The sequence below is a fragment of the candidate division WOR-3 bacterium genome, from assembly GCA_039801905.1.
Classification (GTDB): domain Bacteria; phylum Hydrothermota; class Tepidihabitantia; order Tepidihabitantales; family JBDRVQ01; genus JBDRVQ01.
In genome coordinates this window covers 1-25393 of record JBDRVQ010000020.1, presented here as the reverse complement: position 1 = coordinate 25393, position 25393 = coordinate 1, and the positions used below count along the sequence as shown (strand labels likewise).

General features: G+C 43.4%; 21 protein-coding genes and 2 tRNA genes. 3 read left to right on the top strand and 20 right to left on the bottom strand.

The genetic code is table 11. From position 1 onward, the window contains the following. Positions 1-220 precede the first annotated feature (220 nt). The gene (locus ABIL00_05140) at positions 221-1723 is read left to right on the top strand and encodes a T9SS type A sorting domain-containing protein (protein ID MEO0110138.1); all 1503 of its coding nucleotides are present in this window, start codon (positions 221-223) and stop codon (positions 1721-1723) included. Positions 1724-2447: 724 nt separating this feature from the next. On the opposite strand, the gene xerD is transcribed toward ABIL00_05140, so the two are convergent. From xerD to ABIL00_05065, 15 genes are all read right to left on the bottom strand, one after another. Next, positions 2448-3338: a site-specific tyrosine recombinase XerD gene (xerD, locus tag ABIL00_05135; protein MEO0110137.1), complete on the bottom strand. Its 891-nt coding sequence runs from the start codon at positions 3336-3338 to the stop codon at positions 2448-2450. Positions 3339-3340: 2 nt separating this feature from the next. Further along, positions 3341-4933 carry an L-aspartate oxidase gene (gene nadB, locus ABIL00_05130; GenBank protein ID MEO0110136.1) on the bottom strand — a complete coding sequence of 531 codons (1593 nt, stop codon included), beginning with the start codon at positions 4931-4933 and terminating at the stop codon, positions 3341-3343. Continuing rightward, positions 4934-5569 (bottom strand): hypothetical protein, encoded by a 636-nt coding sequence (locus ABIL00_05125; protein MEO0110135.1) that lies wholly within the window; start codon positions 5567-5569, stop codon positions 4934-4936. It lies immediately after the preceding gene. Between the two features lie 37 nt (positions 5570-5606). After that, a complete protein-coding gene (locus ABIL00_05120; protein MEO0110134.1) occupies positions 5607-8192 on the bottom strand; it encodes a hypothetical protein in 2586 nt (861 codons plus the stop codon). Then, positions 8189-11374 (bottom strand): immune inhibitor A domain-containing protein, encoded by a 3186-nt coding sequence (locus ABIL00_05115; protein MEO0110133.1) that lies wholly within the window; start codon positions 11372-11374, stop codon positions 8189-8191. The genes ABIL00_05120 and ABIL00_05115 overlap by 4 nt, the downstream gene beginning before the upstream one ends. Before the next feature lie 8 nt (positions 11375-11382). Continuing rightward, positions 11383-11471 (bottom strand) — tRNA-Ser (locus ABIL00_05110). A gap of 1 nt (position 11472) precedes the next feature. After that, the gene (gene tadA / locus ABIL00_05105; GenBank protein ID MEO0110132.1) at positions 11473-11940 is read right to left on the bottom strand and encodes a tRNA adenosine(34) deaminase TadA; all 468 of its coding nucleotides are present in this window, start codon (positions 11938-11940) and stop codon (positions 11473-11475) included. A gap of 7 nt (positions 11941-11947) precedes the next feature. Continuing rightward, positions 11948-12021: transfer RNA gene (locus ABIL00_05100), tRNA-Arg, on the bottom strand. Between the two features lie 95 nt (positions 12022-12116). Beyond that, the gene (locus ABIL00_05095; protein ID MEO0110131.1) at positions 12117-13562 is read right to left on the bottom strand and encodes a hypothetical protein; all 1446 of its coding nucleotides are present in this window, start codon (positions 13560-13562) and stop codon (positions 12117-12119) included. Positions 13563-13574: 12 nt separating this feature from the next. Then, positions 13575-14003 carry a hypothetical protein gene (locus ABIL00_05090; protein ID MEO0110130.1) on the bottom strand — a complete coding sequence of 143 codons (429 nt, stop codon included), beginning with the start codon at positions 14001-14003 and terminating at the stop codon, positions 13575-13577. An 86-nt stretch (positions 14004-14089) separates the two neighbouring features. Beyond that, complete coding sequence (locus ABIL00_05085; protein MEO0110129.1) at positions 14090-14980, bottom strand: radical SAM protein; 891 nt, start codon at positions 14978-14980, stop codon at positions 14090-14092. Further along, complete coding sequence (locus ABIL00_05080) at positions 14977-16905, bottom strand: helicase C-terminal domain-containing protein (GenBank protein MEO0110128.1); 1929 nt, start codon at positions 16903-16905, stop codon at positions 14977-14979. Before ABIL00_05080 ends, ABIL00_05085 begins: the two co-directional genes overlap by 4 nt. Beyond that, on the bottom strand, positions 16895-17260 hold the full coding sequence (locus tag ABIL00_05075; protein MEO0110127.1) for a Minf_1886 family protein: 366 nt from the start codon (positions 17258-17260) through the stop codon (positions 16895-16897). Before ABIL00_05075 ends, ABIL00_05080 begins: the two co-directional genes overlap by 11 nt. Further along, a complete protein-coding gene (locus ABIL00_05070) occupies positions 17232-18440 on the bottom strand; it encodes a PLP-dependent aspartate aminotransferase family protein (protein MEO0110126.1) in 1209 nt (402 codons plus the stop codon). The genes ABIL00_05075 and ABIL00_05070 overlap by 29 nt, the downstream gene beginning before the upstream one ends. 143 nt (positions 18441-18583) lie before the next feature. Beyond that, on the bottom strand, positions 18584-18712 hold the full coding sequence (locus ABIL00_05065) for a hypothetical protein (protein MEO0110125.1): 129 nt from the start codon (positions 18710-18712) through the stop codon (positions 18584-18586). Between the two features lie 188 nt (positions 18713-18900). Between ABIL00_05065 and ABIL00_05060 the strand changes: the two genes are divergently transcribed. Next, positions 18901-20652, top strand: coding sequence for a T9SS type A sorting domain-containing protein (locus ABIL00_05060; GenBank protein MEO0110124.1), 1752 nt, complete (start codon positions 18901-18903; stop codon positions 20650-20652). A gap of 44 nt (positions 20653-20696) precedes the next feature. On the opposite strand, the gene lipA is transcribed toward ABIL00_05060, so the two are convergent. From lipA to ABIL00_05035, 5 genes are read right to left on the bottom strand one after another with little or no spacing between them, the layout of a single operon-like run. After that, complete coding sequence (gene lipA, locus ABIL00_05055; GenBank protein ID MEO0110123.1) at positions 20697-21557, bottom strand: lipoyl synthase; 861 nt, start codon at positions 21555-21557, stop codon at positions 20697-20699. Next, entirely contained in the window at positions 21548-22498 is a 951-nt protein-coding gene (locus ABIL00_05050; GenBank protein MEO0110122.1) for a 4Fe-4S binding protein, read from the bottom strand. The genes lipA and ABIL00_05050 overlap by 10 nt, the downstream gene beginning before the upstream one ends. After that, positions 22495-22629: a hypothetical protein gene (locus ABIL00_05045; GenBank protein MEO0110121.1), complete on the bottom strand. Its 135-nt coding sequence runs from the start codon at positions 22627-22629 to the stop codon at positions 22495-22497. The genes ABIL00_05050 and ABIL00_05045 overlap by 4 nt, the downstream gene beginning before the upstream one ends. A gap of 2 nt (positions 22630-22631) precedes the next feature. Continuing rightward, positions 22632-24098, bottom strand: a complete 1467-nt coding sequence (locus tag ABIL00_05040) for a DUF6029 family protein (protein MEO0110120.1) — start codon at positions 24096-24098, stop codon at positions 22632-22634. A gap of 12 nt (positions 24099-24110) precedes the next feature. Next, on the bottom strand, positions 24111-24620 hold the full coding sequence (locus ABIL00_05035) for a TlpA disulfide reductase family protein (GenBank protein ID MEO0110119.1): 510 nt from the start codon (positions 24618-24620) through the stop codon (positions 24111-24113). Positions 24621-24741: 121 nt separating this feature from the next. Here ABIL00_05035 and ABIL00_05030 point away from each other — a divergent pair. Beyond that, positions 24742-25393 (top strand): hypothetical protein (locus ABIL00_05030; protein MEO0110118.1); only part of this gene is annotated, 652 nt, incomplete at its 3' end.

Sequence of the window (25393 nt, the reverse complement as noted above, 5' to 3'; positions counted from 1 at the left end):
GAAGATCTATGACCCAGCAGGAAGACTAATAAAGGTTTGGGAGATTAAGGAAAGAAGGGGGAATGAGTTAAAAATTCCATTAAAAGGGATGGAGCCAGGGGTTTATATCTTGGAACTTGATATAAAAGAGAAAAGAGGGATAAGAAAGAAATTAGTTATTGCTAAATAAAAGGGAGGAGATATGTTAAGGAATATATTTATATCCGTAATATGGATATCGGTGTCGATCATTTATGCCGACCCCTATGATTCAATACCGGTTACGCGTTGGATTGACCCTTATGGAAGAGAACCAGGAACCTTTGAGGAATGGATTTCAGCAAAATATAATAGTGAACCAATACCCCCTCATCAGAAGGAACCTTCGGTTGCCTTTGATGGCACAAACTACCTTGTTGTCTGGACTGACTGGCGGAATGGTTATTATGCTGACATTTATGGTGCTCGGGTTTCACCGGCCGGTATTGTCTTAGATCCCCAGGGTTTTTCCATATCAACCGCGGAAGATGCCCAGGTTTTTCCTTCGGTTGCCTTTGATGGCACAAACTACCTTGTTGTCTGGGAGGACTGGCGCAATGGTGCTTATCCCCACATTTATGGTGCTCGGGTCTCACCGCAAGGGATTGTTTTAGATACCAATGGCATTCCCATCTCAATTAACGCAAGTTGGCACGTTGAGCCTTCAATTACCTTTGATGGGGTAAATTACCTTGTTGTCTGGGCTGACTCTCGCGCCTCTTCTTATGACATTTATGGTGCCAGGGTTTCACCGGCCGGGATTGTTTTAGACACAAAAGGTATCCCAATCTCAACCGCCGCATATTCTCAAGGGTGTCCTTCAGTTGCCTCTGATGGCACAAACTACCTTGTTGTCTGGGAGGACTACCGCAGCGGTGACTATCCTGATATTTATGGTGCCAGGGTTTCACCAGCCGGGGTTGTTTTAGACACAGCCGGTATCCCAATCTCAACCGCCCCAATGTGGCAACTTACCCCTTCAATTGCCTTTGATGGGACAAACTATTTTGTTGTCTGGCGAGACACTGGAATTTATGGTGCTCGGATTTCACCAGCCGGGGTTGTTTTAGACACAAATGGTATTCTTATCTCACACGGACCATATGGCCAAACTGATCCTTCAATCGCTTTTGGGGGCACAAACTACCTTGTCGCCTGGAAAGACGAACGTCACGGGGGATATGATCTAGATATTTATTGTGCCAGGGTCTTGCCGGAGGGGATTGTTTTAGACACAAACGGCATCTTCATCGCAACCGCCAGACAGTGGGGTCCAGATTATTTTTATCTTTCCGTTGCCTTTGGTGGGACGAACTATTTGGTTGTCTGGGAGGATTATTGGAATTATACCTGTTATCGGATTTATTGTGCTCGGGTGAGTAGAAATGGTGAGGTTTTAGACCCAAATGGGTTTCCAATCGGTGTGATAGAAGAAGACCGCTATTCGCCCGCCGCTCTCCGCCCACCGCCCAAAATTTACCCCAATCCAGCAAGAACCGCTGTCCGTATCTTTTCTCCTTTGACTATAGAAAGAGTGAAGATCTATGACCCAGCAGGAAGACTAATAAAGGTTTGGGAGATTAAGGAAAGAAGGGGGAATGAGTTAAAAATTCCATTAAAAGGGATGGAGCCAGGGGTTTATATCTTGGAACTTGATATAAAAGAAAAAAGAGGGATAAGAAAGAAATTAGTTATTGCTAAATAAAAGGGAGGAGATATGTTAAGGAATATATTTATATCCGTAATATGGATATCGGTGTCGATCATTATTATCCCAACCCGTTTAATTTCCAGACCTCCCTTAAATACCAGATACCCTATTCTTGCAAGGTTTTGAGGATATTAAAAAGACATTCCTTTTGCGATGAAGGTGCCTTAAAGTTTCTCTTATGATTAGGCTTCTATTTAGACTTTGGATTAAACCACTGATTAGGCTCTGGATTATACCCTAATTTAGGCTTCTCTTTATCCCTCTCTTTATACCCTCTTTTAGAGTATCTATTAAATTCTCAATTAAACCCTTTATTAAATCTCTTATTAAATTAAAAATTATACCTTTTCTTATAACTTCTATTATCCCTTCTATTAAATCCCTGATACCATCCCCTGTATGCTACACCCCTTTTTATAAAGATAAAACCCTCCTATTTGATAAAAATCTCACTCTTAATGCCATTTTCGTTAAGGACTAATTACCCGATAACACCTCCTCAACCTCTCTTCTGATAATTATAAATCCGCCCCAGGCGGATAACTCCAAAAAGGGAAAATCCTTAATTAACTTCTTCATAGCACTCTATAATAAATACGGAAATACCCCCCAAAATTGGACACTAAATTTTTATTTTAATTTTAGTAAAATTTTCAGTTTGGCATAATTTTTGCTTCTCCCCTATTCCCTTTTATCTAAGTATTTGATTTTTCAAAACTTAACTTCTGGGATGGAATGTTTTATAAACCTCTTTTAGGTATTCCCGCTCAATTTTGGTATAAATCTGGGTAGTGGTAATTGAGGAATGTCCCAACATCTCTTGGACCGCCCTTAAATTTGCCCCTCCTTCCAAGAGGTGGGTGGCAAAGGTATGCCGGAAGGTATGGGGAGAGACCGGCTTTGTTATCTTCGCCTTTCTAATAAAGTAATTCAAAATCTTCCAGAGCCCCATCCTTGATAACCTTTTACCCCGGGTATTCAAAAATAGGTACTCGGTCGGTTTTTTCAGATATTTCGGTCTTGAAAGGTTCCAGTAGTCTCTTATCGCTTGGATTGCTGGTTGACCAATCGGCACCGCCCTCTCTTTCTTCCTTTTGCCGAACACGGTAATATAACCATCATCCAAAAATAGGTTATTCACCTTCAAACTCAAAAGTTCTTCGGCTCTCAGACCGCAACCGTAAAGGATTTCAATCATCGCCTTTGCCCGCAAGCCCTCATAACTTCCTTCTTCTTCACAGACCTTAATTATCCTTTCAATCTCTTCCACCGTCAAAACGACCGGTAATTTTCTCTTAGTCTTTGGTAATTCAATATCCTCGGTTGGGTCATTCTTAATAAGCGACTCCTTTAATAGAAAACGGAAGAATTGGCGCAGGGAGATAATCTTTCGGGCGACCGAAGCGGCACTGAGATTTAAAGAGTACATCTTTTTCACATAGTCTCTTATATCTTTACTCCCAATCTCGGCTAAGGATTCCCTTTCGGTCGTTGATAAGAATTGGCGAACATCGGTGAGATAGAAGTCAGCGGAAGTTTTAGTTAGACCCCGCTCCGCGATTAAGAAGTTAGCAAAACTGCCTAAGGCTTGGGCAAATTCGCCCCGCATCTCTAAGTCAAAATCTCTCTGGTGAGGATTGTGTCTTTAAGGTAATTACTATCGTCTCGCTCCGGATGGTCAAGGTTATAGTGAAGTCCCCGGGATTCCTTCCGGGAGATGGCAGACTTCGTGATTAAAAGCCCAATCAAGGTGAGATTCCTCAACTCCAGAAACTCCGGGTCAACCGGTATTCCTGACTCCGCCGGGGAAAATACCCTCTCCCACAACTCCTGAAGAAATTTTTCGTTCGCTAATAGTTCCTTATCCCGTCGCACAATCCCCACATTCTCCCACATCATCCTCTTCAATTGCCCAGTGAGCCGATTCACCTCTTCCCTTCCTAAGGGAGAAGTAAAGGAGAGGTTTTCCTTTCTCTTTGGTGGGGCGCTTCTCACTCCTTTATCTTCCTTAACCTTCTTTGCCGCCCGGTCGGCGAAGACTAAGGTTGATAAGAGAGAGTTTGATGCCAAACGGTTTGCCCCATGCATTCCGGAATAACTACACTCCCCAGCGGCAAAGAGCCTTTTGATATTGGTCTTCCCATCCTTATCAATTAAGAGACCACCGCAGAGGTAATGGGCGGCCGGGACAATTGGAATCTTCTCCTTAGTGATATCAATCCCAAATTGGCGGCAGGTATTATAGATATTAGGGAAGCGCTCCTTTATCCGGAATGGGTCCAGATGGGTGAGGTCCAAAAAGAGATATTCCTTATTCTCTATCTTCATCTCGTTATAAACCGCCCGGGCAACAACATCCCTTGGTGCCAGATCTCCGGCTTCGCTGTATCTCTTCATAAAGGCTTCCCCTTTCCAGTTCCGCAATACCCCACCTTCACCCCGCACCGCCTCGCTAATCAGAAATGCCCGACCGTCAATCTTATGACCGAAAAGGGATGTGGGATGGAACTGGATAAACTCCATATTGGAGACCGGCACCCCCTTTAAGAATCCCATCGCAATCCCATCACCCGTAGCGATTGGGGGATTGGTGGTATGGAGATAGACCTGACCAATTCCCCCAGTCGCCAAGAGGGTAATTTCAGAAATGATTTCTATCACCTCTTTCTCTTCTCGGTCGTAGACTAAGGCACCAAAGCATTCTCCTTCTTCCACGATTAAATCCAAGACAAAATGCCGGGGTCGGATTTCAATCCCCTTCTTCTCTTTAAGGAGGGAAAGCAAGGTCTCCTCAATCGCCATTCCGGTATAGTCTCGGGCGTGGACAATCCTCCTTCGGCTGTGCCCCCCCTCTCTTCCTAAGTCAAAGCGCAACTTACCATAAGAGTTATAATAAGTTGAGAAATCAACCCCCAAGGAGAAGAGTTCCTTCACCAACTCCGGACCGGTCTCTACCACCATCCGCACAATCTCTTCCTTTGCCAGACCTTCCCCTGCCTTCATCGTATCCTGAAAATGAATCTCCGGGCTGTCATCCTCACCCAAAGCCGCGGCGATTCCCCCTTGGGCGTAATTGGTATTAGATTCCGCCGAATCCTTCTTCGTTACTAAAATCACCTTACCGAAATCCTTCACCTTATAGGTGAACCAGAGACCAGCCAATCCGCTACCGATTACCAAAAAGTCCGTCTCTAAGGTCTTCATCTAAAAATGGTAATTAAAACCGAAGGATGCCTTCGGAAAAATTTGGAATTGGTAAGAAAGACGCTCCCTCCTTTCCAGGAGATAACTGCAATCAAAAACGGATAAGACCCGGAGGAGCAGATTACCGGCGAAGAAAAATTTCGCTTTCAAGTAATAGTTCCGAGCCCGTCGGCGGAAACGCCAGTAGCGAACCCGGGCGGAATCCGATTCCCAGCACCAACTATCTTCACCAAAATAACCGTATTTTTCTAAATACTCCTTCTGCTTTGCCGGATCATCCGGATAACGATGGCGCGCCTCCCTCAAAATTAAGCCGTTGAAATCTTCCGATGAGTTATACTCTTCAAGGTATTTATAGTAATCTTCATCCCCTTTATTACCATTCGCTCCGGCGTGCTCCACGGAAAAGAGAATCGCATCGCGGTTGAGGAAATTCCCGAAACTCCGGGTGGAGATTAAAGAAAGCCAGAGGATGCCATCCGCTAAGAGAAAGATCTCACCCCGCACCTTCTCTTTCAAGAGAAGTTGACCACTCCCGGGCAAAATACCGGAGGAGACAAGATACCCCCCCTTGGGTAGGGCAGCAAAAGTGAGAGAGAAGAGAAGAAGGAAAGAGAATTTAGTTAAATTTTTCATCCTAAACGGTTCGCCCATTATCCTCATATTTCACTCCTTAAAACTTAATAAATTTTTTATAGAAAAATCTATCTCCCTTCCTCTCTTTTAAGATATAAACCCCCTTCCTTTTTGCTTCTTTAACCTGCGCCCCCTTCACATCGTATAATACCCCTCCTTCTTCACCAAAAAGGAAGGGAGAAAATTTTCTTATCCTCTCCTTAGCCATCTCCTTTAGGAAAAGGAAGTTAAGGTTGACCAACTTCCCATAAATATCCCATCCCTTATGCCTCCGGTTATCAATCCAAGAGAATCCAATTTTATCCTTATAGATTTTTATTCCCTGCCCAATCAACCACTGGTTATGGCCCGGAAATAAATCGTCATTAGAGATTAAAACATTGCCACCGATTCTTCTTAAGGTGGAATCAAATCTCTGGGCATAGATATCTAAATCCCCTCTCCCTCTTCGACCATCACACCAGACAAAGATAATATCGCCATTGGGAGCAATATCCAGGGTTGGGGAATACTGGTCCTCTTCGGTATTGTCATCGTTTACCCGGAAATTATTGCCCACCCTTTGCCCATTATTGAGAAACACCTGCCCGTAGATGGAAACATCCTCTTCCCTCTCATCTTCCCAGGCGAAAACTAAAAATCGTTCATTCCGGGCACAGGCGGGATAACCTTGGAAAGAGGAATTGCTCTCATTCACCTTAAAATTATTACCGACGGGATTGCCATTCTCATCATAAATCTGGGCGTAAATTTCAAAATCCCCATCCCGATTATCCATCCAAGTGACAACCGCGGAACCGGTTTTTGCCATTGCGCAATAGGCATATAACTGGTCACCACTTGCCACATCGTTTATGCGAAAGTTATTGCCCACCGGATTCCTTCCTTGGAATCTCTGGCCGTAAATATCCCAATTTTCTCCCCTTCGGTCCATCCAGACCACTAAGAAGTTTCCCGCGCTATCCGCGGCACAAACCGGATACCATTGGGTATTTTGGGTATCGTCGTTGATCAAAAAATTATTGCCCACGGGGTTGCCGTTTTCATCAAAGAACTGACCATAAATATCAGATTCTCCACTGCGGGTATCGGTCCAGGCAATAAACATCCGACCGAGAAAATCCCGAGCGACTGATGGATAAAATTGGTGAGTAGAAGAATGGTCATCATTAACCAAGATATTACCACCAATGAGATTTCCTAAGGTGTCAAACCTTTGGAGATAAACATCAATATCATTTCCCCGCTCATCCTCCCAGACGCAAACGAACTCCCCCTTGCCCGAAACCGAAAGGAAGGAACAGCGCTGGTGGGAAGAAAAAGAATCATCATTCACCCGAAAATTATTACCAACCCTCAAAGAGTCGAAAAAAATCTGACAATAGGCATCCTGATTACCTTCCCGATTATCTTCCCAAACGACCCAAATTTTTCTGTCTTCGGCAATCGTTACCGCACTCATCCCTTGATAATTTCCAATTTGGTCATCGTTCACTTTAATCGTCCATCTCCTTGTGCCATTTTCCTCAAAGGCGGTAAGAAATATATCGCCTTGGTCCAATCGGTCATCAGTATAGGAAATAAAAAACTCCCCGGAGGGGGTAAGGGTGATACTCGGTTGGGATTGATTACCTGAGGTCATCTCGTTGACCAAAAAATTCCCCCCAATCCTTGTGCCATCAGGAGAAAACCTTTGGCCATAAATATCGGAGTTGCCATTTCTCTCATCGGACCAGACGATAATAAAACTCCCATCTTCGCTCATCGCCACTTCTGGGTCACCTTGAAATTGGTTAGTGTTGTCATCATTAACCCGGAAATCACTACCTAATGGATTACCATCTTTGTCAAACCTTCGGGCATAAATATCCCAAGAAGAACCCCTTCCATCCTGCCAGGCAACGACAAAATTGCCAAGAGAATCGCTGGCACAAGAAGGATGGTATTGAAGCCAAGTCCCTTCATTCACCCGAAAATTTGAACCGATTGGTATGCCCGCAAGATTGAAGATTTGCCCGTAAATGTCTCCTGGGTCATTTCGCCAATCATCCCAGACCACCAAAAATCGGTCTTCCCCCAAAAGAGAAAGTGATACATTTCTCTGGTCGGTTCTCGTCTGGTCATCATTCACTTTTATATTTTCTCCAATTTTATTTCCGTTGGGGTCAAAGATTTGGATATAGACATCGGAATTACAATCCCTCCGGTCTTCCCAACCTAAAACAAAGTTACCATTGGGTAAAATCGTTAGATCCGGCTCCCCCTGCCATTTTAAGCCCCAATCATCATTTGCCCGAATGTTTCTCCCGAGGTTTTGACCGGCAAGGGAAAATCTCTGAAGGTGGGCATCGGCATTGCCATCCCGGGTATCACTAAAAGTGATAACCACTTGGGAATTGCCTCTAATTCTCGGATGGGATTGCTTCGCTCCCCCTGAGGTATCGCCATTAAGTAAAAAGTCGTCTCTAATTAAACTTTCAGGGATTAAGGGCTTTCCCCAAAAATTTCTCCTTATTCCCCTCCCTTTCTCCAACCGCGCCCATCGCTCCCTTAGATAGCCAAAGGAATCAATCTCTTTTGTCAGAAGAGAGAGACATCCCAAAATCAAAAGATAGATTTTCACTTCACTACCCCAAACTTATAAAAGCGGGGTGATTTCTCTCCCATCACTTCCAATTTTATAATATAAAGGCCGGGGGCTAAAGAAGTGGTCGGGATAGAAATCTCCTGCGATAAAATGGAGTTTAAGGTCAATTCCCCTTTCAGCCCCTTCACCGGTTCCCCATTAATGTCCAAAACCTTCCATTGCAACTTCACTGGCGGTCTTCCCGTCCGCAAACGGAGATAACCCTCATTACCGCACGGGTTGGGATAGAGATAGAACTCTTCCAGAATCTTCTCGCTGGGCACAGGAATTTGAGCCGGTCTTTCTTTGAAGAATGGATTATTATCCGGGGAGAGGAGATTTTTTCCCCAGGTCGCATTAACCCCAAATGGCAGATTATAAACATAGAGAAAACAATTCTCATCCGCCACCGCCATCTCCAATCTATTATCGCCATCAAAGTCAAATAGTAAAGGAGATAAAGAAACGGAACCCGAGGTCATTAACGGAAAATACTTCACCATCTCGGTGGTGATGCCATTAATTCCTAAAATACCGTTATCGGGTGAACCGATAATAATGTCTAAGGCACCATCGCCGTCCAAATTCCCAATCACCGGTGAAGACTGAAAGATAAAAGGGAATTCCTCGGTAATTATCCAACCTTCAATCACCTCTTCTCTTATATAAACCGAATCAAACTCTTTTGGATAATTATTCACTAAAAACCCTAAGGGTGAGAAGGCATATATCTTATTCTTACCGGCTAAGACAATATCTAAATAGCCATCACCGTCAATATCCGAGAGAGCAAGAGAAGAAAAGGAAGGGTAGTCAATCATTGACCTTGATTCCGCCTTTATTTCACCATTATCGGAAAGGATAAAAAGTTTATATTTAAGACCATCCGCAGCCAAAACCCCGATCTCCATTTTTCCATCCCGGTCCAAATCACCGGCGACTGGTGGGGAAGGCGGCGGAAAGGGACGGGTAGAAAGAGAGACCTTTTTCTTTACCTCTCCATCTTCAATTAAATACAAGTTATTATCTTCGGTTAGGGCAAAAATCTTGGGATTTATTGAATCAATCACTACTAAACCTTTCGGTGGCGAAGAGAAGAAAAATGGGAAACCAGTTAAGGTCTCCCCTTCACCGGTAAAACCATAAAGAGAGAGATCCTCAGAACCGAAGAGGATATCTTTCTTGCCGTCTCGGTTTAGGTCAAAGAGAACAATGGGTGAACTGATTGGTCCGCGCGTAAGAAAATCTCGGATATTCTGCCCATCCGCCGAGAAGATAATCACCCTTCCCCTTTCTCCACCACTTACCACCTCCAATTGCTCATCACCCCGGACATCGCCAATGGCAAAAGGCATTTTGGTTGGAGAATTGATATAGGCAAAAGGAACATCACCATAAGAAGAACCATCTTCCTCAAAGGCATAGATGTCGCCTGTGGTATCCTGAACTAACAACTCAATTTTCCCGTCTAAGTTCAAGTCGGAGTAATTTAGAGTGGCGATAGGATTAGCCATCTCTTTCGGAAAATTTTTCCGGTAGAGTTCGCAACGGAAAGAGATTGACATTATGGAGTCCGAATGGTAAAGGGAATCAAGAGGAGAGTTTATCTTAATCGTATAAAATGTTTTCCCGTAATAACCATCACTACTGGGGTTGGTGGCAGGTGAGAGGGAATCTAAAAAACCGCCAATAAAGAATGGGTCGTATTTAGAACCTAAGAACTCATAAGAAGAAAACTCCACCCAGCCGTCAAAATCTTGAATGCCATCCCCTTCTACCAAATCAACCCCTTTATGGGCGGGATTGATATTAATCGCATTGTAAGGACCGTACTGAGCGATTATCGCCCCATCAATGTGCCAGATTAAAATCCCGCTTCCCGGTAAAAAGAAGTCATATTCCCCATCTTCAATCCGCACCAAAACCCCATCCTCCCGGTGAACGACAATCGTATCCTTCTTTTTCACATCAACCTGCCGGTTCTCAATTAAGAAATATTCGGTATTAGTTATGGGAATTTTAATAATCACCGGCGAGAGGGAGTCGCCCCGAAACTTAAATTGAGAAGAATCCATTGCTTGACAAAAAACCGGAACACTTTCTTTGGGCATTATCAAGGTTAATGGTTCTACCCAACCAAACAGAATCTTATGGAATGGATCAAGAAGCGAAGGAACCGAACCCGGCGGTGCACCCGCCCAGTAATCACCAAGCCAACCCCCATAGCCCATCAGACTCCAAGCACCAACACCCATTGAATAACCGGTAACATCATACAAATCGTAGGCACCCAAAAGGTGGCAAAATTCGTGGACTAAAAGCCCCAAGAGTCCTTCCATTCCGTATTCCCCAAAACGGGCGGTATCCTGTCTCGCCATCTCTGGTAGAATGGTAGCAATCTCAATCCTTGTCCCCTCATCGGTCAGGATATAATCCTTACCCAGATAGTATTTTAAGGCGGCTTGACCAATCGTTGCCGCATACAAATCAAAAGGACTATTACCCAAAACATCGGTCTGATTACAACTGCCGGCGTGGAAGATTAAAAAGAAGTCGTAATCGCGCCAGTGGATTAAAGTATCCCGGTCGGCAATCCGAATCGCATCCTCCAATAGCCGACAGAGCCCCATCTCCACACCGGTAAAATCATAATAAGGAAATTTATGCATTGAATCACCATAATAAAGCATCGTCTGTGGTAATTGATAACAATCTAAAACCCCTTCCGGCATCACCTTAAAGTCAATATAAAATTTACCATAAGAATTCGTCAAAAAATAATTTCTTAGTGCCTCCAACTGTCTCTCAAAATACTTTTTGGTATGGGGTGGGTCATAAAAGAGGCCATCCTCAGGACTTAAAAAACCCCTCAAATCCATCTTACCGTTGCCGGTGGTTAAGGTATCAAAGTCCTCTTGAAATTCTACCCGTAATGCCAGAACTCTAACCGTGTCAACCGTCATCCCTTTTCTCTTTCTGGACCGCCAGATATTAGGATTACGGTGTGACTTAAAGCGGGTAAACTTTTTAATGATGGTCTCAAAATTTTTTAATTGAACTTGATTTGGTGGTAAGTATCCCTTTCTTAAAAGTAAAGGTTGCCCATACCCAGAAAAGAAAAAGTAAAGTAAAGAAAAAAAGATTAACCAATTTTTTTTCTTTTGGTGATTTTCTTTCATCTCAGAAACGGAGAGGGAGGGATTTGAACCCCCGTCCCGACTTTCGTCGGGAACGCGATTTCGAGTCGCGCGCCTTCGTCCACTCGGCCACCTCTCCTTCACTTTTCTCTCTTCTCCTTAAAAAAGTTTTGCATCATCTCTCTAATCTTTTCTTTCTCAATCCCTTCTTTTACTTCTACTTTGTGGTTAAATAACTTTTCACCCATTAAATCAACAACCGAACCACAGGCACCAAATTTTTCATCCCTAAGACCAAAGACCAATCTTTTAATTCTACTCAAAATTATTGCTCCAGCACACATCGGACAAGGTTCTAAGGTGCAATAAAGCGTAACATCCTTCAGTCGCCAATTACCGAGGGCATTCGCCGCCGCCGAGATAGCGATAATCTCCGCATGGGCGGTTGGGTCCTTTAAAGCCTCAGTTCGGTTATGTCCCCGACCGATAACCTGACCATTAAGAACTGCGACCGCTCCCACCGGCACCTCACCTTCATCATAGGCTTTAATTGCTTCCTTAATCGCTTCGCCCATAAAGAAAAAATCTTCCTTCCTGAATCTATTCACAATCTTATGCGCCTGAGAGGGCTCGAACCTCCAGCCTGCGGATTCGTAGTCCGCCGCTCTATCCAGTTGAGCTACAGGCGCAGTCAAATCATTATACAAAAGAACTAAGCAAAGTCAAATTAAAATCTCTCTTTATTTTGGGAATACTCGCCTTTAACCCCCTAAAAGATAAAAGTCTACCTCAAAAGGAGGACCTTTTTAATCTTTTCCTTTCCTTTCTCGTTAATCCTTAAAAAGTAAACCCCGGGTTGTAATTTTTTGCCTTTTGGCACCACCTTACCAGTTACGTCCCATATTCTTAGAGGGTGAGGGAAACCTGGGGCAATAGAACGAAAGGAAAGGAAGACAGGTTCTTCTATAGCTCCGGGCTCAGGAATCCCCTTAGTGAAATATATCTCCGAACTACTCTGACTATGCCGAAAATCGGTCCAAACACAATAGACAACCAAATTCTCATCAACCGCAATCTGCCCATAATTTACTCCGGGAGAAGATTGAGTATTTACCCGATAAATTTCCGAGAAGTTATTCCCACCATCCGGACTGAAACGGAAATAGATATCGGTCGCCTGATAGAAACCATGTTTCCAGGTAAAAAATAGCCGGTTCGGTGGTAAGAGCACAAGGTTTGGTTCATCCGAAGGCAAGGTATCCGGATGGTCAACCCTCCCCAATTCTTGGAAGGTATTGCCAAAATCATTGCTCTTGGAGAGGTAAATATGATGGGTGCCATTTATTCTTGCCTTATATATCACATAAATTTCTTGCCCGGTTGAGTTTACCGCTAAACAGGGGAATGTCGCGGAAGTGAAGGTGATGGTATCAACCAAAATTGAAGGGAGAAAGGAATTACCGCCATCCGTGCTTTTCGTATAAAAGATATGATATTGGGTAAGGGGGTAAGAAAGCCGGTTATCGCGCCAGGTGATATGGATATTACCAAGCCCATCAACAGCCATTGTTGGCAGGGAAGAGTGTAAAGGAGGCTCTCTTAAACTCAAAAGAAGCGGACGGGAGAAGGTTCTTCCACTATCACTACTCTTAGCAAAGAGTACCCGAGCCCCAGTATTCGGTGGGGCGAGAAGGTCCGACCAAACGATATAAACTTCACCATTTCTCCTACAGGCTATAGCCGGATTACTCGGGGCGTATGATGTATCACCATGAATCGCATCAACCCGGGTAATCTGGGGAAATGTCCGACCGGTATCCGAAGAACGAGCACAGAAGATATGCATCGTATCACCAGGAAGTGTCCGGGCCGTGAATGCTAAATAGAGATTACCAAAATGGTCATAAGTGAGGGCGGGAAGAATTGCTTTGGCAAAGTTACCAACCCTCATCTGAGGCAAAAAACTCATTCCCTGGTCAGTGCTTCTTGATATATAGACTTGATAATTATCACCTCCTCCTTCCTGATTTCCATACCAGGCGACGAGTAAATAATCACCCATCTGGACAATGGAATGTCCGTTAACAAAACCAGTAGAATGGTAATAGGTGCCGACCGGTGAGTCCTGGTTAACCCGAAAATCGGGTAGAAACCGATACTCCTGAGGAAAAATTTCTCCAAAAATTAGCAAAAGGTTAGCAATTAAGAAAAGGTATCTAATCCCGGCCATTTTCCCTCCCTTTTATATCTTCTCATAATTTCCATAAATTTTGATATTGAGCATATACTGAGGAGCGGTGGCTGGAATTGGATAAAGGAGGGAGGTTTGGAAATCCAACTGGTCCTTAAGGTTTATATTTAATGATGGCTGGGGATGAATCAGACATTTGCTGAAAGGTGGAGAATAAGGAGGAAGGGTCCCTTCGTAGGTATAGATTTCTATTCTGTCTAATATCAGGGTGAAAATTACGGCGTCAGGTGGAAATGTTAATATTATACTCACTCTCACGTGTTTCAAACCGCCAGCCGGCTCTATATTTACCGCAACACCATGCATCACCGCATGTCCCGGGACACCACCTGGGTGAAGGAAAATATTTGACCAACACGCCCCTCTCCCGGTTCGGGAGTCTATCGGGATATAATAATCAAGCAATAATTCTTCCGGCATACCCCCCTCCTCTTTTTACCTTAAAATTTCTTTCATTCATTATATCATATCTCCAAAACGGATAATGTCAAGGAAATTTTCCAATCTTAAAATCCTCGGTGGAGGCCTAAACTCCTCGCATACTCAATAACCTCCTTAAACTCCTCATCGGTTATTCTTCGGGAAAGTTCTAAATACCGGGAGGCATGATAGCAAGGGCGATACTGTGCCATGATATTAACATAGGTATCCTTAGAAATTTCCCGAGCGATAAACTCTAATACCCGAAAAGAACCGGCAATCCGATTCGGTAACACGAGATGGCGGATAATCAATCCCCTTTGGGCAATTCCCCTCTCATCACAGACTAAATCACCAACTTGCCGGTGCATCTCCTTTAATGCTCGTTTATTTGTGGCAAAATAGTTTGGGGCATTAGAATATCTCTTAGCATTCTCATCGTCCGAATATTTGGCATCCGGCATATAAATGTCAATTATCCCTTCCAATAATTTCAAAGTTTCAACTTTATCGTAACCACCAGAATTATAGACAATGGGAATTTTTAACCCTTCCTTTACCGCCAATTCTAATGCCTCTAAAAACTGGGGAACAATATGGGTCGGCGAGACCAGATTGATATTATGACAACCAATCTCCTGTAAATAGACCATAATTTTCGCCAGAGCCTCTCTATCCTTTTCCCTCCCCTCCCCCAACTGACTTATCTCATAATTCTGACAATAGAGGCAATTAAGGTTACAATAAGAGAAAAAAATCGTTCCCGAACCCGAACTGCCCACCAATTCCGGTTCTTCCCCAAAATGGGGTCCATAAGAGGAGACAAGCGCATACCGACCAGTCTGGCAGTGTCCTCTTTCATTCTTTAACCGATTCACCCCGCACTCCCGGGGACAAATTCGGCATTCCGCCAAAAGAGACAAAGCCTTTTCCCTAATTTCTTTTAAGTTAATAGAAAGATAGGAAGATTTTCTCATCGCTTTCGGAAAAAACCAACAACCGGATTGATACTAAGGGTAATTGGCAAATTTTCCGGTAGAGACTTCAAAAATAAACTCCCATAATTTTTTCTAATGATGCGTTTATCCAAAACCGAAACCACACCCCGGTCATTCTTATTTCTAATGAGGCGACCGAAACCCTGGCGGAAACGGAGAATCGCTTGGGGCAATTGAAAATTCCAGAATGGCTCAATCCCTTTTCTTTTCAAATCCTCAACAATCCCTTCAATCCTTGGCTCATCGGGTACATCAAAAGGTAAGCGGGTGATGATTAAGGAACTTAATGCCTCCCCCGGAACATCAATCCCCTGCCAAAAGGAAGCGGTAGCGAATAGGCAAGAAGCGGTATCTTCTTGAAACTCTTTTAACAACTCATAAGGAGGCTTATCCCCCTGCTTTAAGAAAGAAAATCTCCCCTTGAGACAACGGGCAAAGACCTCCTCCATCATCTTAAAACTGGTAAAGAGAATTAAGGTCCTACCCCGAGCCACTTTGATTAACTCATCAATCACCAAAGCGCATCTTTTAACAAACTCCTCCTCAGTGGGAAAGGGTAATCTCTCATCAATAAAAAGGAGGCTCTGCCTACTGTAATCAAAGGGGGAGGGAAGGAGTTTCCTATCCGCCTCATCAATTCCCAGACGGTTGGTAATAAATTTGAAATCCTTGGCTACGGTCAAGGTCGCCGAGGTTAAGATAAAAACCTTAAAATTACTCAACATCTCTTTAATCATTCCCGCTACGGAAAGGGGAGCACTTTTTAAGTAAGTTCTCCCCTCTTCCTTCTCCACCCAGTAGACCGAACCCGAATCACTGAGATTAATAAATTCTCTAATCTCTTTCTCCTTCTTCTTTAAGCCCTTGATCATTCCCCATAACTCCATCTTTAACTCCTCATCTTCTAACTCCCGCCACACCTCTAAGAGAGTAGCGTTGAGACTTTCTAATTCCGAAAGGAATTTAGTACGAAGAGAAGGGGGTCTCAAAATCCTTTTCCTCGGTTCTATCTGTTCATTAATCTCTAAAAAGAAATCGTCAAGGGAATCTTCCACTTCTAAAACCTTCTTTTTTAACTCTTCTCTTCGGGAAAAACTGATTGGTAGGTTAGGGAGAAGGCCCTTTTTTGTCTTCGGATTGTAAAGAAGAGCAAGGCTCCTTTGGAAACTGGTATGAGAAAGGTCAATGTCAAAATAACTAACTGCGGCATCTTCTAAGCGATGCCCTTCATCAAAGATAATGGTGTCAAATTTTGGCAGGAGTTGATAATCGGTGGCGCAATGGGCAAAAAAGAGAAAATGGTTGATAATTAATACCTCAGCCTCTTCCCATTCTCTCTTTGCCCGAAAATAATAGCACCCATCATAAAACGGGCATCTCTTTCCGAGGCAACTCTCCCCATCCCGAACGATTTTTGCCAAAAGACCCGAAGGGATATTCTCCGGAAAATCAACAACCAAACCATTTTTTTCTCTTGCCCAGAATGAGACCTTCTCCCGGAACTCCTTCTCCTCCTCTGGTTCAAAAAGTCCCAGGCGAAGATTTCTCTCCATCCGGCGTCGGCAGAGGTAATTATCCGAACCGTAGGCGGTGGCATACCGAAAAGGGATCAGTTTTTGAACAATCGGGATATCCTTCTTCCTTAACTGTTCTTGAAGAATTTTGGTATAAGTAGAAACTGCGACCCGCTTATTTTCTTTCTGACTGTGCCAAACCAATGGTAAGAGATAGGCGAGGCTCTTCCCGACACCGGTCCCCGCCTCAAGCAAAAGGTTTTTAGAATTTTTTAGAGAGTTTGCCACCCAGAGAGCCATTTCCTTCTGTTCCGGTCGCTCCTCATAAAAAGGGAGCACCCGGGGAAGTTTCTCTTGGAGGAAAGATATTAAAACCTCGTTATTTTCCATTAAAACTGATCTCGTAATCCCTGACAAATACCTCATCAAAGGAGTAAACATTGTGAAAGTCTTCTTTCTTATCCTCTTTCGTTTTCGTTAGCAATTTCGCCTCAACCAGATTGAAGACAATTTCTCCGAAGTCATCGGTCGTTTTTACCCCCCAATCTTCCAGAACCAATTTTGCCAACCGACCGAATTTCATCTTTGCCAACTCCTTTATCCCCATCAGGAGTTCCTGCCCGGTCACGTGTTTTGGCTTATTAAAAATTTTTCTTGTGTAATCTAAGGCTTCAAAGAGAAAGAGATAGGCATCTAATTTATACCGCCTATCCTTCTTAAGAATCTCCTCTAACTTTTTTCGCAACCCCTTTTATCTTTTGCAAGGCTTGGCTTAAATCGGCAATAATGTCCCGATAGTCCTCAATCCCCACTGACATCCGCACTAAACCTTCGCTAATGCCTGCTTTCTTTAAAGCCTCCTTGGAATAAGAAGAATGGGTCATTGAGGCGGGATGCTCAATTAGAGTTGCGGTATCACCGAGGCTCACCGCGCAGAGGCAAAGTTTTATACTATTCATTAAAATTCTTCCCGCTTCCCTACCCCCTTTTAACTCAAAGGCGAGCATACTGCCAAAACCAGACATTTGGGATTTCGCAATCCGATATCCGGGATGGGAGGGGAGTCCGGGATAGTAAAGCCGGGAGATCTCTTCTCGTTTTGCCAGAAACTCTGCCACTTTCATCCCATTCTCATTATGCCTCTCCATCCTCACCCCAAGAGTCTTTATCCCCCGCAAGAGGAGCCAGGCGTTAAATGGGCTAATCACCCCACCCAAACAGCGAAGCGCCTTATCCTTTAACTCCTCAATAAAATCCCTTTTTCCAATTACTAAACCACCAAGGGTATCGCCGTGTCCGGATATGAACTTGGTTGCGGAATGGACAACAACATCGGCACCAAGTTTTAAGGGCTTCTGGTTATAGAATGTGGCAAAGGTATTATCAATTACTAAATAGGCACCAACCGAATGGGCAAGTTTTGCCGTTTCTCGGATATCAATTATCTCACAGGTCGGATTGGTCGGACTCTCAATCAATAAGCACTTTACCTTTTTGGATACTACCTTCTTCGTCTCGGACAAAAAATTCCCGGCGCGCAAAAATCGCACTTTAATCCCCAAGGGTTGAAGAATTGAGACCAAGAGGGAATAAGTACAACCATAAATGGGATAAGAAGCGATAACCTCATCACCCTTCTGGCAGAGGGTAAATAGGACACTGGCAATTGCCGCCATTCCGGAAGCCAAGGCACAGCAATCTTCCCCTTCCTCTAAGAAGGCGATCTTTTCCTCTAAGGCTCTAATCGTTGGATTTCCCAACCTCGTATAGATATATCCTTCCTTTTCCCCGGCGAAAATCTCTGCCCCTTCTTCGGCACTGGCAAAAGTGAAAAGGGCAGTTTGATAAATCGGAACCGAAAGGGAACGGGTCTGATAATCAAATAAAATCTCTTTTCCGTGCACAACCTTTGTATTCTCGTGCATAAATTTATCTTAAGGGAAATTTCTCCAATGTCAATTAAATCAAAATAAAGGTTATAATTTGGGAATAGTTCAAAGGAAAATTATCTGATGAGATAACCTTTTGGAAAGGGAGAAAATTTTTTAAGTTACTCATTTTCAATAATTTAAAGCCTTTTTACCAAAAAGATAGGGTCAGTTCCCCCTACGGCATCCTTGGAGGGTAAAAAGGAGAATTTCTCTTCCCATTTTCCCTCTCTTTTCCACATTGTTTCCCTTCCCAATCTCTTTCGCAATTTTCTTCCCAATTTCTTCTATGAAGAAAGGTCTCTTCTCTTCTCCATTTTGGAGGATGCTCCCCTGTCTATTTTCTTTCTCCCTAAATGTCTCGTAATAGGAGCGGAAAGATTGGAAATTGAGTAGTAAGACTGCCCTATTGACATTTTCAAAAAAGTTTTTATAATCTAAGGTTATAGGAGGATTTATGCGTTACCTTATTATCTTTTCCCTTCTCTTCTCAATTTCCCTCTTTGGAATTGAGAGGAGCAAATTAATGGTAAATAAAAATATCTTGCCGGATGATAACCGCCCGTTAGAAAATCTGAAGGTCTATTATCCCCCATTCAATCCGGTTAACTTCGCCCTGGTTGGCACCGTTGATACCGTTGGTGGCACAATGTACGACTGGCAATTCAACGGACCCTGCTACCATATGATTGCCAATGATCCAAACTGGGGTGTCCATGTCCTTTGGATGTATTCTCCGGATGCTGCCTCCGGTTGGCCAAACCGGAATATGCGCTATAACTTCTATGACTTCCAAACCCGGACTTGGACTTTCTTAGAACCGCCTTATATGAACTATGGACAAAATGCCTTCCAATTGCGAACCGGCTTTGGTGGCTTTCATATCCTACCAACCGGGGAAGCGGTCGCCTGTGCCCACGGTGTGCCAGAAGGAGCAAATAATCTTGTTCCAATCGCTACCAAGGATGCCTCACCGGGAGCCGGACTCTTCCCAGAAGTCGCCAATGGTCCTGAAGGTTATCAATGGCCACCAATTTCTGTTACCCGGAATGGCTGGATTCACTGCCTAATGATTGATGCGGCAACTCAGGATAATCTCTATTACGCCAAAATCCGGGATTGGCCAAACTGGACTACCCCGATCCCCATCGGTCCGGTGGCAGGTGAACCAATTGCCAATGCCGGACCCTGCCATAATATCGCCTCTTCTTTACGGTCTAATAATGTAATGGTGATGTGGACCCAATGGGACCATCCTGATGCCACGGTTGATAGCGCCGCCTTCCGAATTTCCCCAGATGGTGGTGAGACTTGGAGTGAGGTGATTCCTTTACCTTTCCCACCCGCATTCACCCCTGGTTCTGAGACCTTAGCCAGTTTCCACATCGCCTCCCTTTATGGCTTCTTTGATATAAGAGATAATCCCCATTTTGTTGCTACCCTCTACCCTGTGATTCGTGATACCGGTTGGGTGATTCCAACCGAAATCTGGCACTACTGCCCAACCAATACTCCACCCTGGTCAAGAATTCATAGAGCACAACCAGAATCAATCGTCGCCTCGGTTGGCTATAATGCTATCTTCGCCAACCGCCCAACAATTGGTCAGCATCCTGATAGAGGAATTCTTGTCGCTGTCTGGGAGGAATTTGTCGCCAGCAACCAGGAACCAACAACCCAGGTTTTGAGAGGAGCGATCTGGGGAGCCGCTTCCTTAGACAACGGATTGACCTGGCTGCCACCGGTGCTTCTAACCGATACCACAACCACTGTCTCCTTCCGCTTCCCATGTGTAACAGAAGTGATTGATGATACCGTCTGGATTACCTATATCGGAGATTTACAGGCAGGCTTTGTTGTTCAGGGACAAGGACAGGCAACAGAAAACCCAGTCTTTGTTCATAAGGTTCCTCTTTCGGTCTTTATCGGTATTGCCGAGAACAAAAAGGAAACACCGGTGAAACTCTCCTGCTCTCCCAATCCCTTCTCTAAGTCAACCAGACTTTCATTAAGCCTGCCGAATAATTCCAGCAATTTAGTCATCTATGATGCCTCCGGAAAGGTGGTGAAGAGATTTAACTCCCTTACTCCCAATCTCATTTGGGATGGTAGAGATGAAACCGGAAGACCTCTCCCGAAAGGAATCTACTTCTTGAAACTGAATGCGGGTAAATCTTTCGTTACCGAGAAAGTCATCCTGAGTGATTAGGAAATCCCTAAAAATAGAGGCGGGAGGTTTCCCTCCCGCCTTTTTTATTTAAAAATTTCTCCTGCCTTATAAGAACTTCTCACCAGAGGACCAGTAAAAAACTTCCAAAATCCCATCTCCTTTCCCAACTTATTTAAGCGAAAAAACTCTTCGGTGGTATAAAATTTCTTCACCGGAGGACTCAATTTAGTGGGTGGCAAATACTGACCAATGGTAATAATGTCAACCATTACCCTTTTTAAGTCCCTTAAAGTGAAAATAATCTCCTCTTCGGTCTCCCCTAAACCAACCATCAAACCGCTTTTTGTTATAATTCTACTCTTCTCTTTTATGTATCTTAAAACAAAAAGCGACCTTTCGTAGTCTGCCTTTTTGTCCCGAATCTCTTTAGTTAAAGATTTTATCGTTTCCAGATTATGTCCAATCACATCCGGTTGCGTTTCCATCACTTTGTCAATACTTTTGGTATTCCCAAGAAAGTCCGGGATAAGGAGTTCAATTCGGCAGAAAGGACTCTCTCCCCGAATCCTTCTCACTGTTTCGGCAAAATGTTCCGCTCCGCCATCAGACAAGTCATCTCTACTAACCGAAGTTATTACCACATATTTTAAGCCTAAAATTTTAACCGCTTCTGCTATCTTTCTCGGTTCTTCTGGGTCCACTGCCTCTGGCTTTCCAGATGCCACAGAGCAAAATTGGCAATTTCTGGTGCAGACCTTGCCCAAAATCATAAAGGTAGCGGTTCTTTTACCAAAGCATTCCCCAAGATTTGGGCAGTGGGATTCCTGACAAACGGTATTAAGTTTTAACCCTTTCAAGGTCTTTAATACTTGAGAATAATCTTCTCCCCCCGGTAATCTCACTTTTAACCAATCCGGCTTTTTTTCCTTTGGAATTATCCCCACTTTATTTTTATTGCCTTCTTGGGACATTTATAATAGCATTCCAGGCAGCGGATACAATCGGAATTTTCCGGGATTTCTTGATAAGAGAGCGCGGTCGGGCAGAACTTCTCACAAACACCACAGCCGGTACAAATCTCCTTTGAATTTTTCAAATGGAAAATACTTATCCGATTGGTTAAAGAATAGATTGCCCCAATCGGACAGACCGCCCGACAGAATGGTCTCTTTATGGCAATAAAGTTAATTAAAAGAAAGCCCAAAATAATAAGTTTAAAGTAAAAGAAAGTCCCAACCATCGCCTTTAAGTAATTATCTGGGTCCCAGAGGACCAAAGGAATTCCCGCCTCTAAGGTTCCCGCGGGACAAATCTTACAGAACCAGGGTTCCGTAGTAAGATAAACAAAGACTATGGCAAAGACCAAAAGAAATAGATATTTGAGATAACTCATTGGCATCTTAATTCCTTTTATTCCTGGAATGAGATTAAAGACTAACCCCAAGAGTATCGCCAATGGTAATCCACTATAAATCCCATATTCAAATCTATTTCTCCCAAAAAGATAACCAACAACAATGCCAACGATTATTCCTAAGAGATTAATAAATTTTGGCAGGCGCCACTTAAAAATTTTAATCTTATAAAGTAAATCCTGCAAAAGACCAAAAGGACAAACCCAGGCACAGGGCATCCGACCGATAAAAGCAGAAATGATAATAATAAAGCCCAAGGGATAGAGCGGTAGAAGATGGAGACCGATAAAATGTTGAAAGGAACCAAGGGGACAGGAGAAGAAAGTTGTTGGTGTTGACCAGCAGTGAAGAATCGGTCCCATAAACCCCTTTAAAAATCCGGTATAGATAAGATTCCTTTGGAAAAATCCCCAGAGATAGAGATTCAAGAGAATTAAAGAGATAACTTGGCCCCAACGATAAGGTCTCATCCTAACCCCATACAGGAAAGACAGAGCAAAGAACCCGCCTTAAAAACCTCTAAGAAGGCACCGCCCAATAAGCCACTAACCAAAAGAAAAATCCCAAGCAAGAGAAGAATAAGAAAAAAGAGTTTCCGCATAACTAAAACCTCATCACCAAAACACTCTTTATTCCCGAGAAAGGTGGCTCGTAGCGGCAGACCCCACCGGAACAGACCAAACCACCCTTCTCTTCTCCGAGCCTAATTCGTAAAATTAGATTATCTAAAAGGGAAAAACTCCCTTCCAATAATAGCCAACTCTTATCATAGTCATACCTTTTTACCGCCTTCGTCGCACTCTCGTAATTAAAAGTAAGGGTAAATTCCTTAAAGACATCAGCGGAAAGAGAGATTCCCCTTTCCTGATAAGAATCTTCTCCTTCTCGGACAAAATTGATACTTCCGGTAAGAGTAAAATTTTTAAGGGAATGAAATCTCAATTCTAAGATTGGCTTCATCTCCCGCCGGAATAAAATCCCTTCTTCAATGCCGGTTGTTTTTATATGTTCAAAGGTAAAAACCGGGACCAACTTTTCGGAAAATTCAAACTCTATCTTATTGACCAATTCCCTTATCCCCTTCTCCTTCTTATGGTTATAAAACCAGGCATAACTCCCTTCCCAATTAAAATTAAATAAAGAAGTATTACCGGTAAGACCAAATCCCCTCTCGTCAACTCCCCGATTTATAGAAATCCCCCTTTTAATTGGTGTCGGTGGGTCATTATACCGAAAACCAGTTCCGCCCAAATCAATAGAATCGTAATCCTCATACTCAAACAAAAGACCGAAAAGGGAAGAGGCAAAAGAGAGATTGAAATAATGGCCTCTCCCCTTTTTCCGACCACCGATAATCTCCCGAGTTTGGAGTTTATGGGCATACTCGTAATAAACCTCTAAGGACTGATAATTAAAAGAAATACCTGGACCAAAAATCTCCGTAAATGCCTGGGGGGTTAAATCACTCTCCCGGTTTAATCTCAGATAACGACCGCTTAACTCAAAATGAGGAAGCAAAGAAGAGTTAAATTCTATCCCGCGTAGTAGGTCACTCGTATCGTTCTCAAACCGATAGGCATTCTCAGAAAAAAAGATATTTCTGGGACGAGCGGAAAATAAACGAATCTCGTTCTGCCAGAACTCCGCCCGGCTGGAAAAACCAAAAAGGCGTTTATCATAGCGAAAATTCTCATCACAATAAGAACGGAGAGTTAATCCCCGACCGAATAAAAGATAGAAATCACCAAAGCCCAATTCTAAATTGGGAATCCGGTACTCAAAAGAACCACTGATTAACCGAAAAGGAGTTTTGGGCCGTGATGGTTCAAAGAGAAAGAGATTTCCTGTCAAAAAAAATCTCTCATAATTTATCACGAGAGAAGTGTTAGTCTCAAAATGCTCCGTCTTCCGAATTAAAGAATCATTACCGAAAAAGAACCAATATTCGGTCTTAGTAGCACCAGAAAAGACAATCCCCGGAGAGACCTCCTCAACCTCTGTGGAATCAGTTTCTTGGGCAAAAAGAAAAAACGGCAGAAGGACAATTAAATACCTGCCCTTAAAACCCATAGCGATTATCCCTTACTTCTTCTCTTCCTTCCTCAGTAACTCTTTTATCTTCTCCTGAATCTTCTTCTCATCCCCTTTCTTATAACCGGTATGCTGATAGATAATATCCCCATTCTTATCAATCAAAAAACTGGTGGGCATCGCCTTCACCCCGTATAAATCCTTCACCTTATTTGTGGGGTCTAAAAGAACTTGATAGCGCCACTTCCGGGATTTCACAAAGGGCTTAATCTTCCCTTGTGCCTGAGGACCATCTTCGGAAATCGCCAAGACCTGTAAACCAAGGGTCTCAAACTCATCATAGACCGGCTTAAAGGCATCAAGTTCTTCAATACAGGCTTTACACCAGAGCGCCCAGAAGGAGATAAAGACCGGTCCTTTCCCCAGACAGGAATCAAGGCAAATCTTTTTCTTCTCTAAGTTGGGCAGGCTAAAAGACTTCGCCTTCTTCATCTCAATCTTCTGCCCGAATAAAGATAAGAAGAAAAAGAGATAAAAGATACCAATTCTTATTTTTCCCATCCCTAATCATATAAAATTTTTCTTTCTTGTCAACCACCCTTTGGAATCTTATCCAAACCGAACCCTTGACAAATATTTTTTCCCATATATAATATTATATGATGAAAAGAGGAGGTGTGTTATGAGTAAGTATCTATCTATCTATCTTATATTTTTGCTCCTTCCGTTAAGCCTTTTTGGCTACGGGGTTTGGTATTACTTTGAGCCGACACCTCATCGCCAGACCGCGGGAACAGCGATGTGCTATGGAAGATATGAAGGAGCAGGTTATGGAAGACTATATGCTATCTTCCGAGACAGGGTTCTTCAAAGAAACCGGTTTTATTATGCTGATTGTAAATTCTATGGCAATCCAACCTGGGTTGAGTTAGCCCCTTTACCAGAACCAGCAGTGGATACCGGAGCAAATCTTGCTTATTGCTATATTCCAGCATCTGATGAACATCTTATCTTTGCCATTAAGGGAAAAGGAAGTCGGGAATTTTGGGTATATGATATCCCTCAGGATACATGGCGACGGTTAGAAGACCTCCTTGTCCCAGCAACCCTTACTTCTGCCTTAGAAACAGGAAATTACACATCCTGGGAGGGACTTCCTTCTGTTGGGATATATTTCTTGGAGGGGAATAGTGAGTACGGTGGTGGACAGAGATGGGGTTTCTACCGATATCACTATAGTTATACTCCAAGGGGGCAAGGTCAAATTGGCAATTGGGAAAGACTAACTAATACCTCGGTTAGGCAGTATTATCCAGAACTTGCTTATGTTCCCC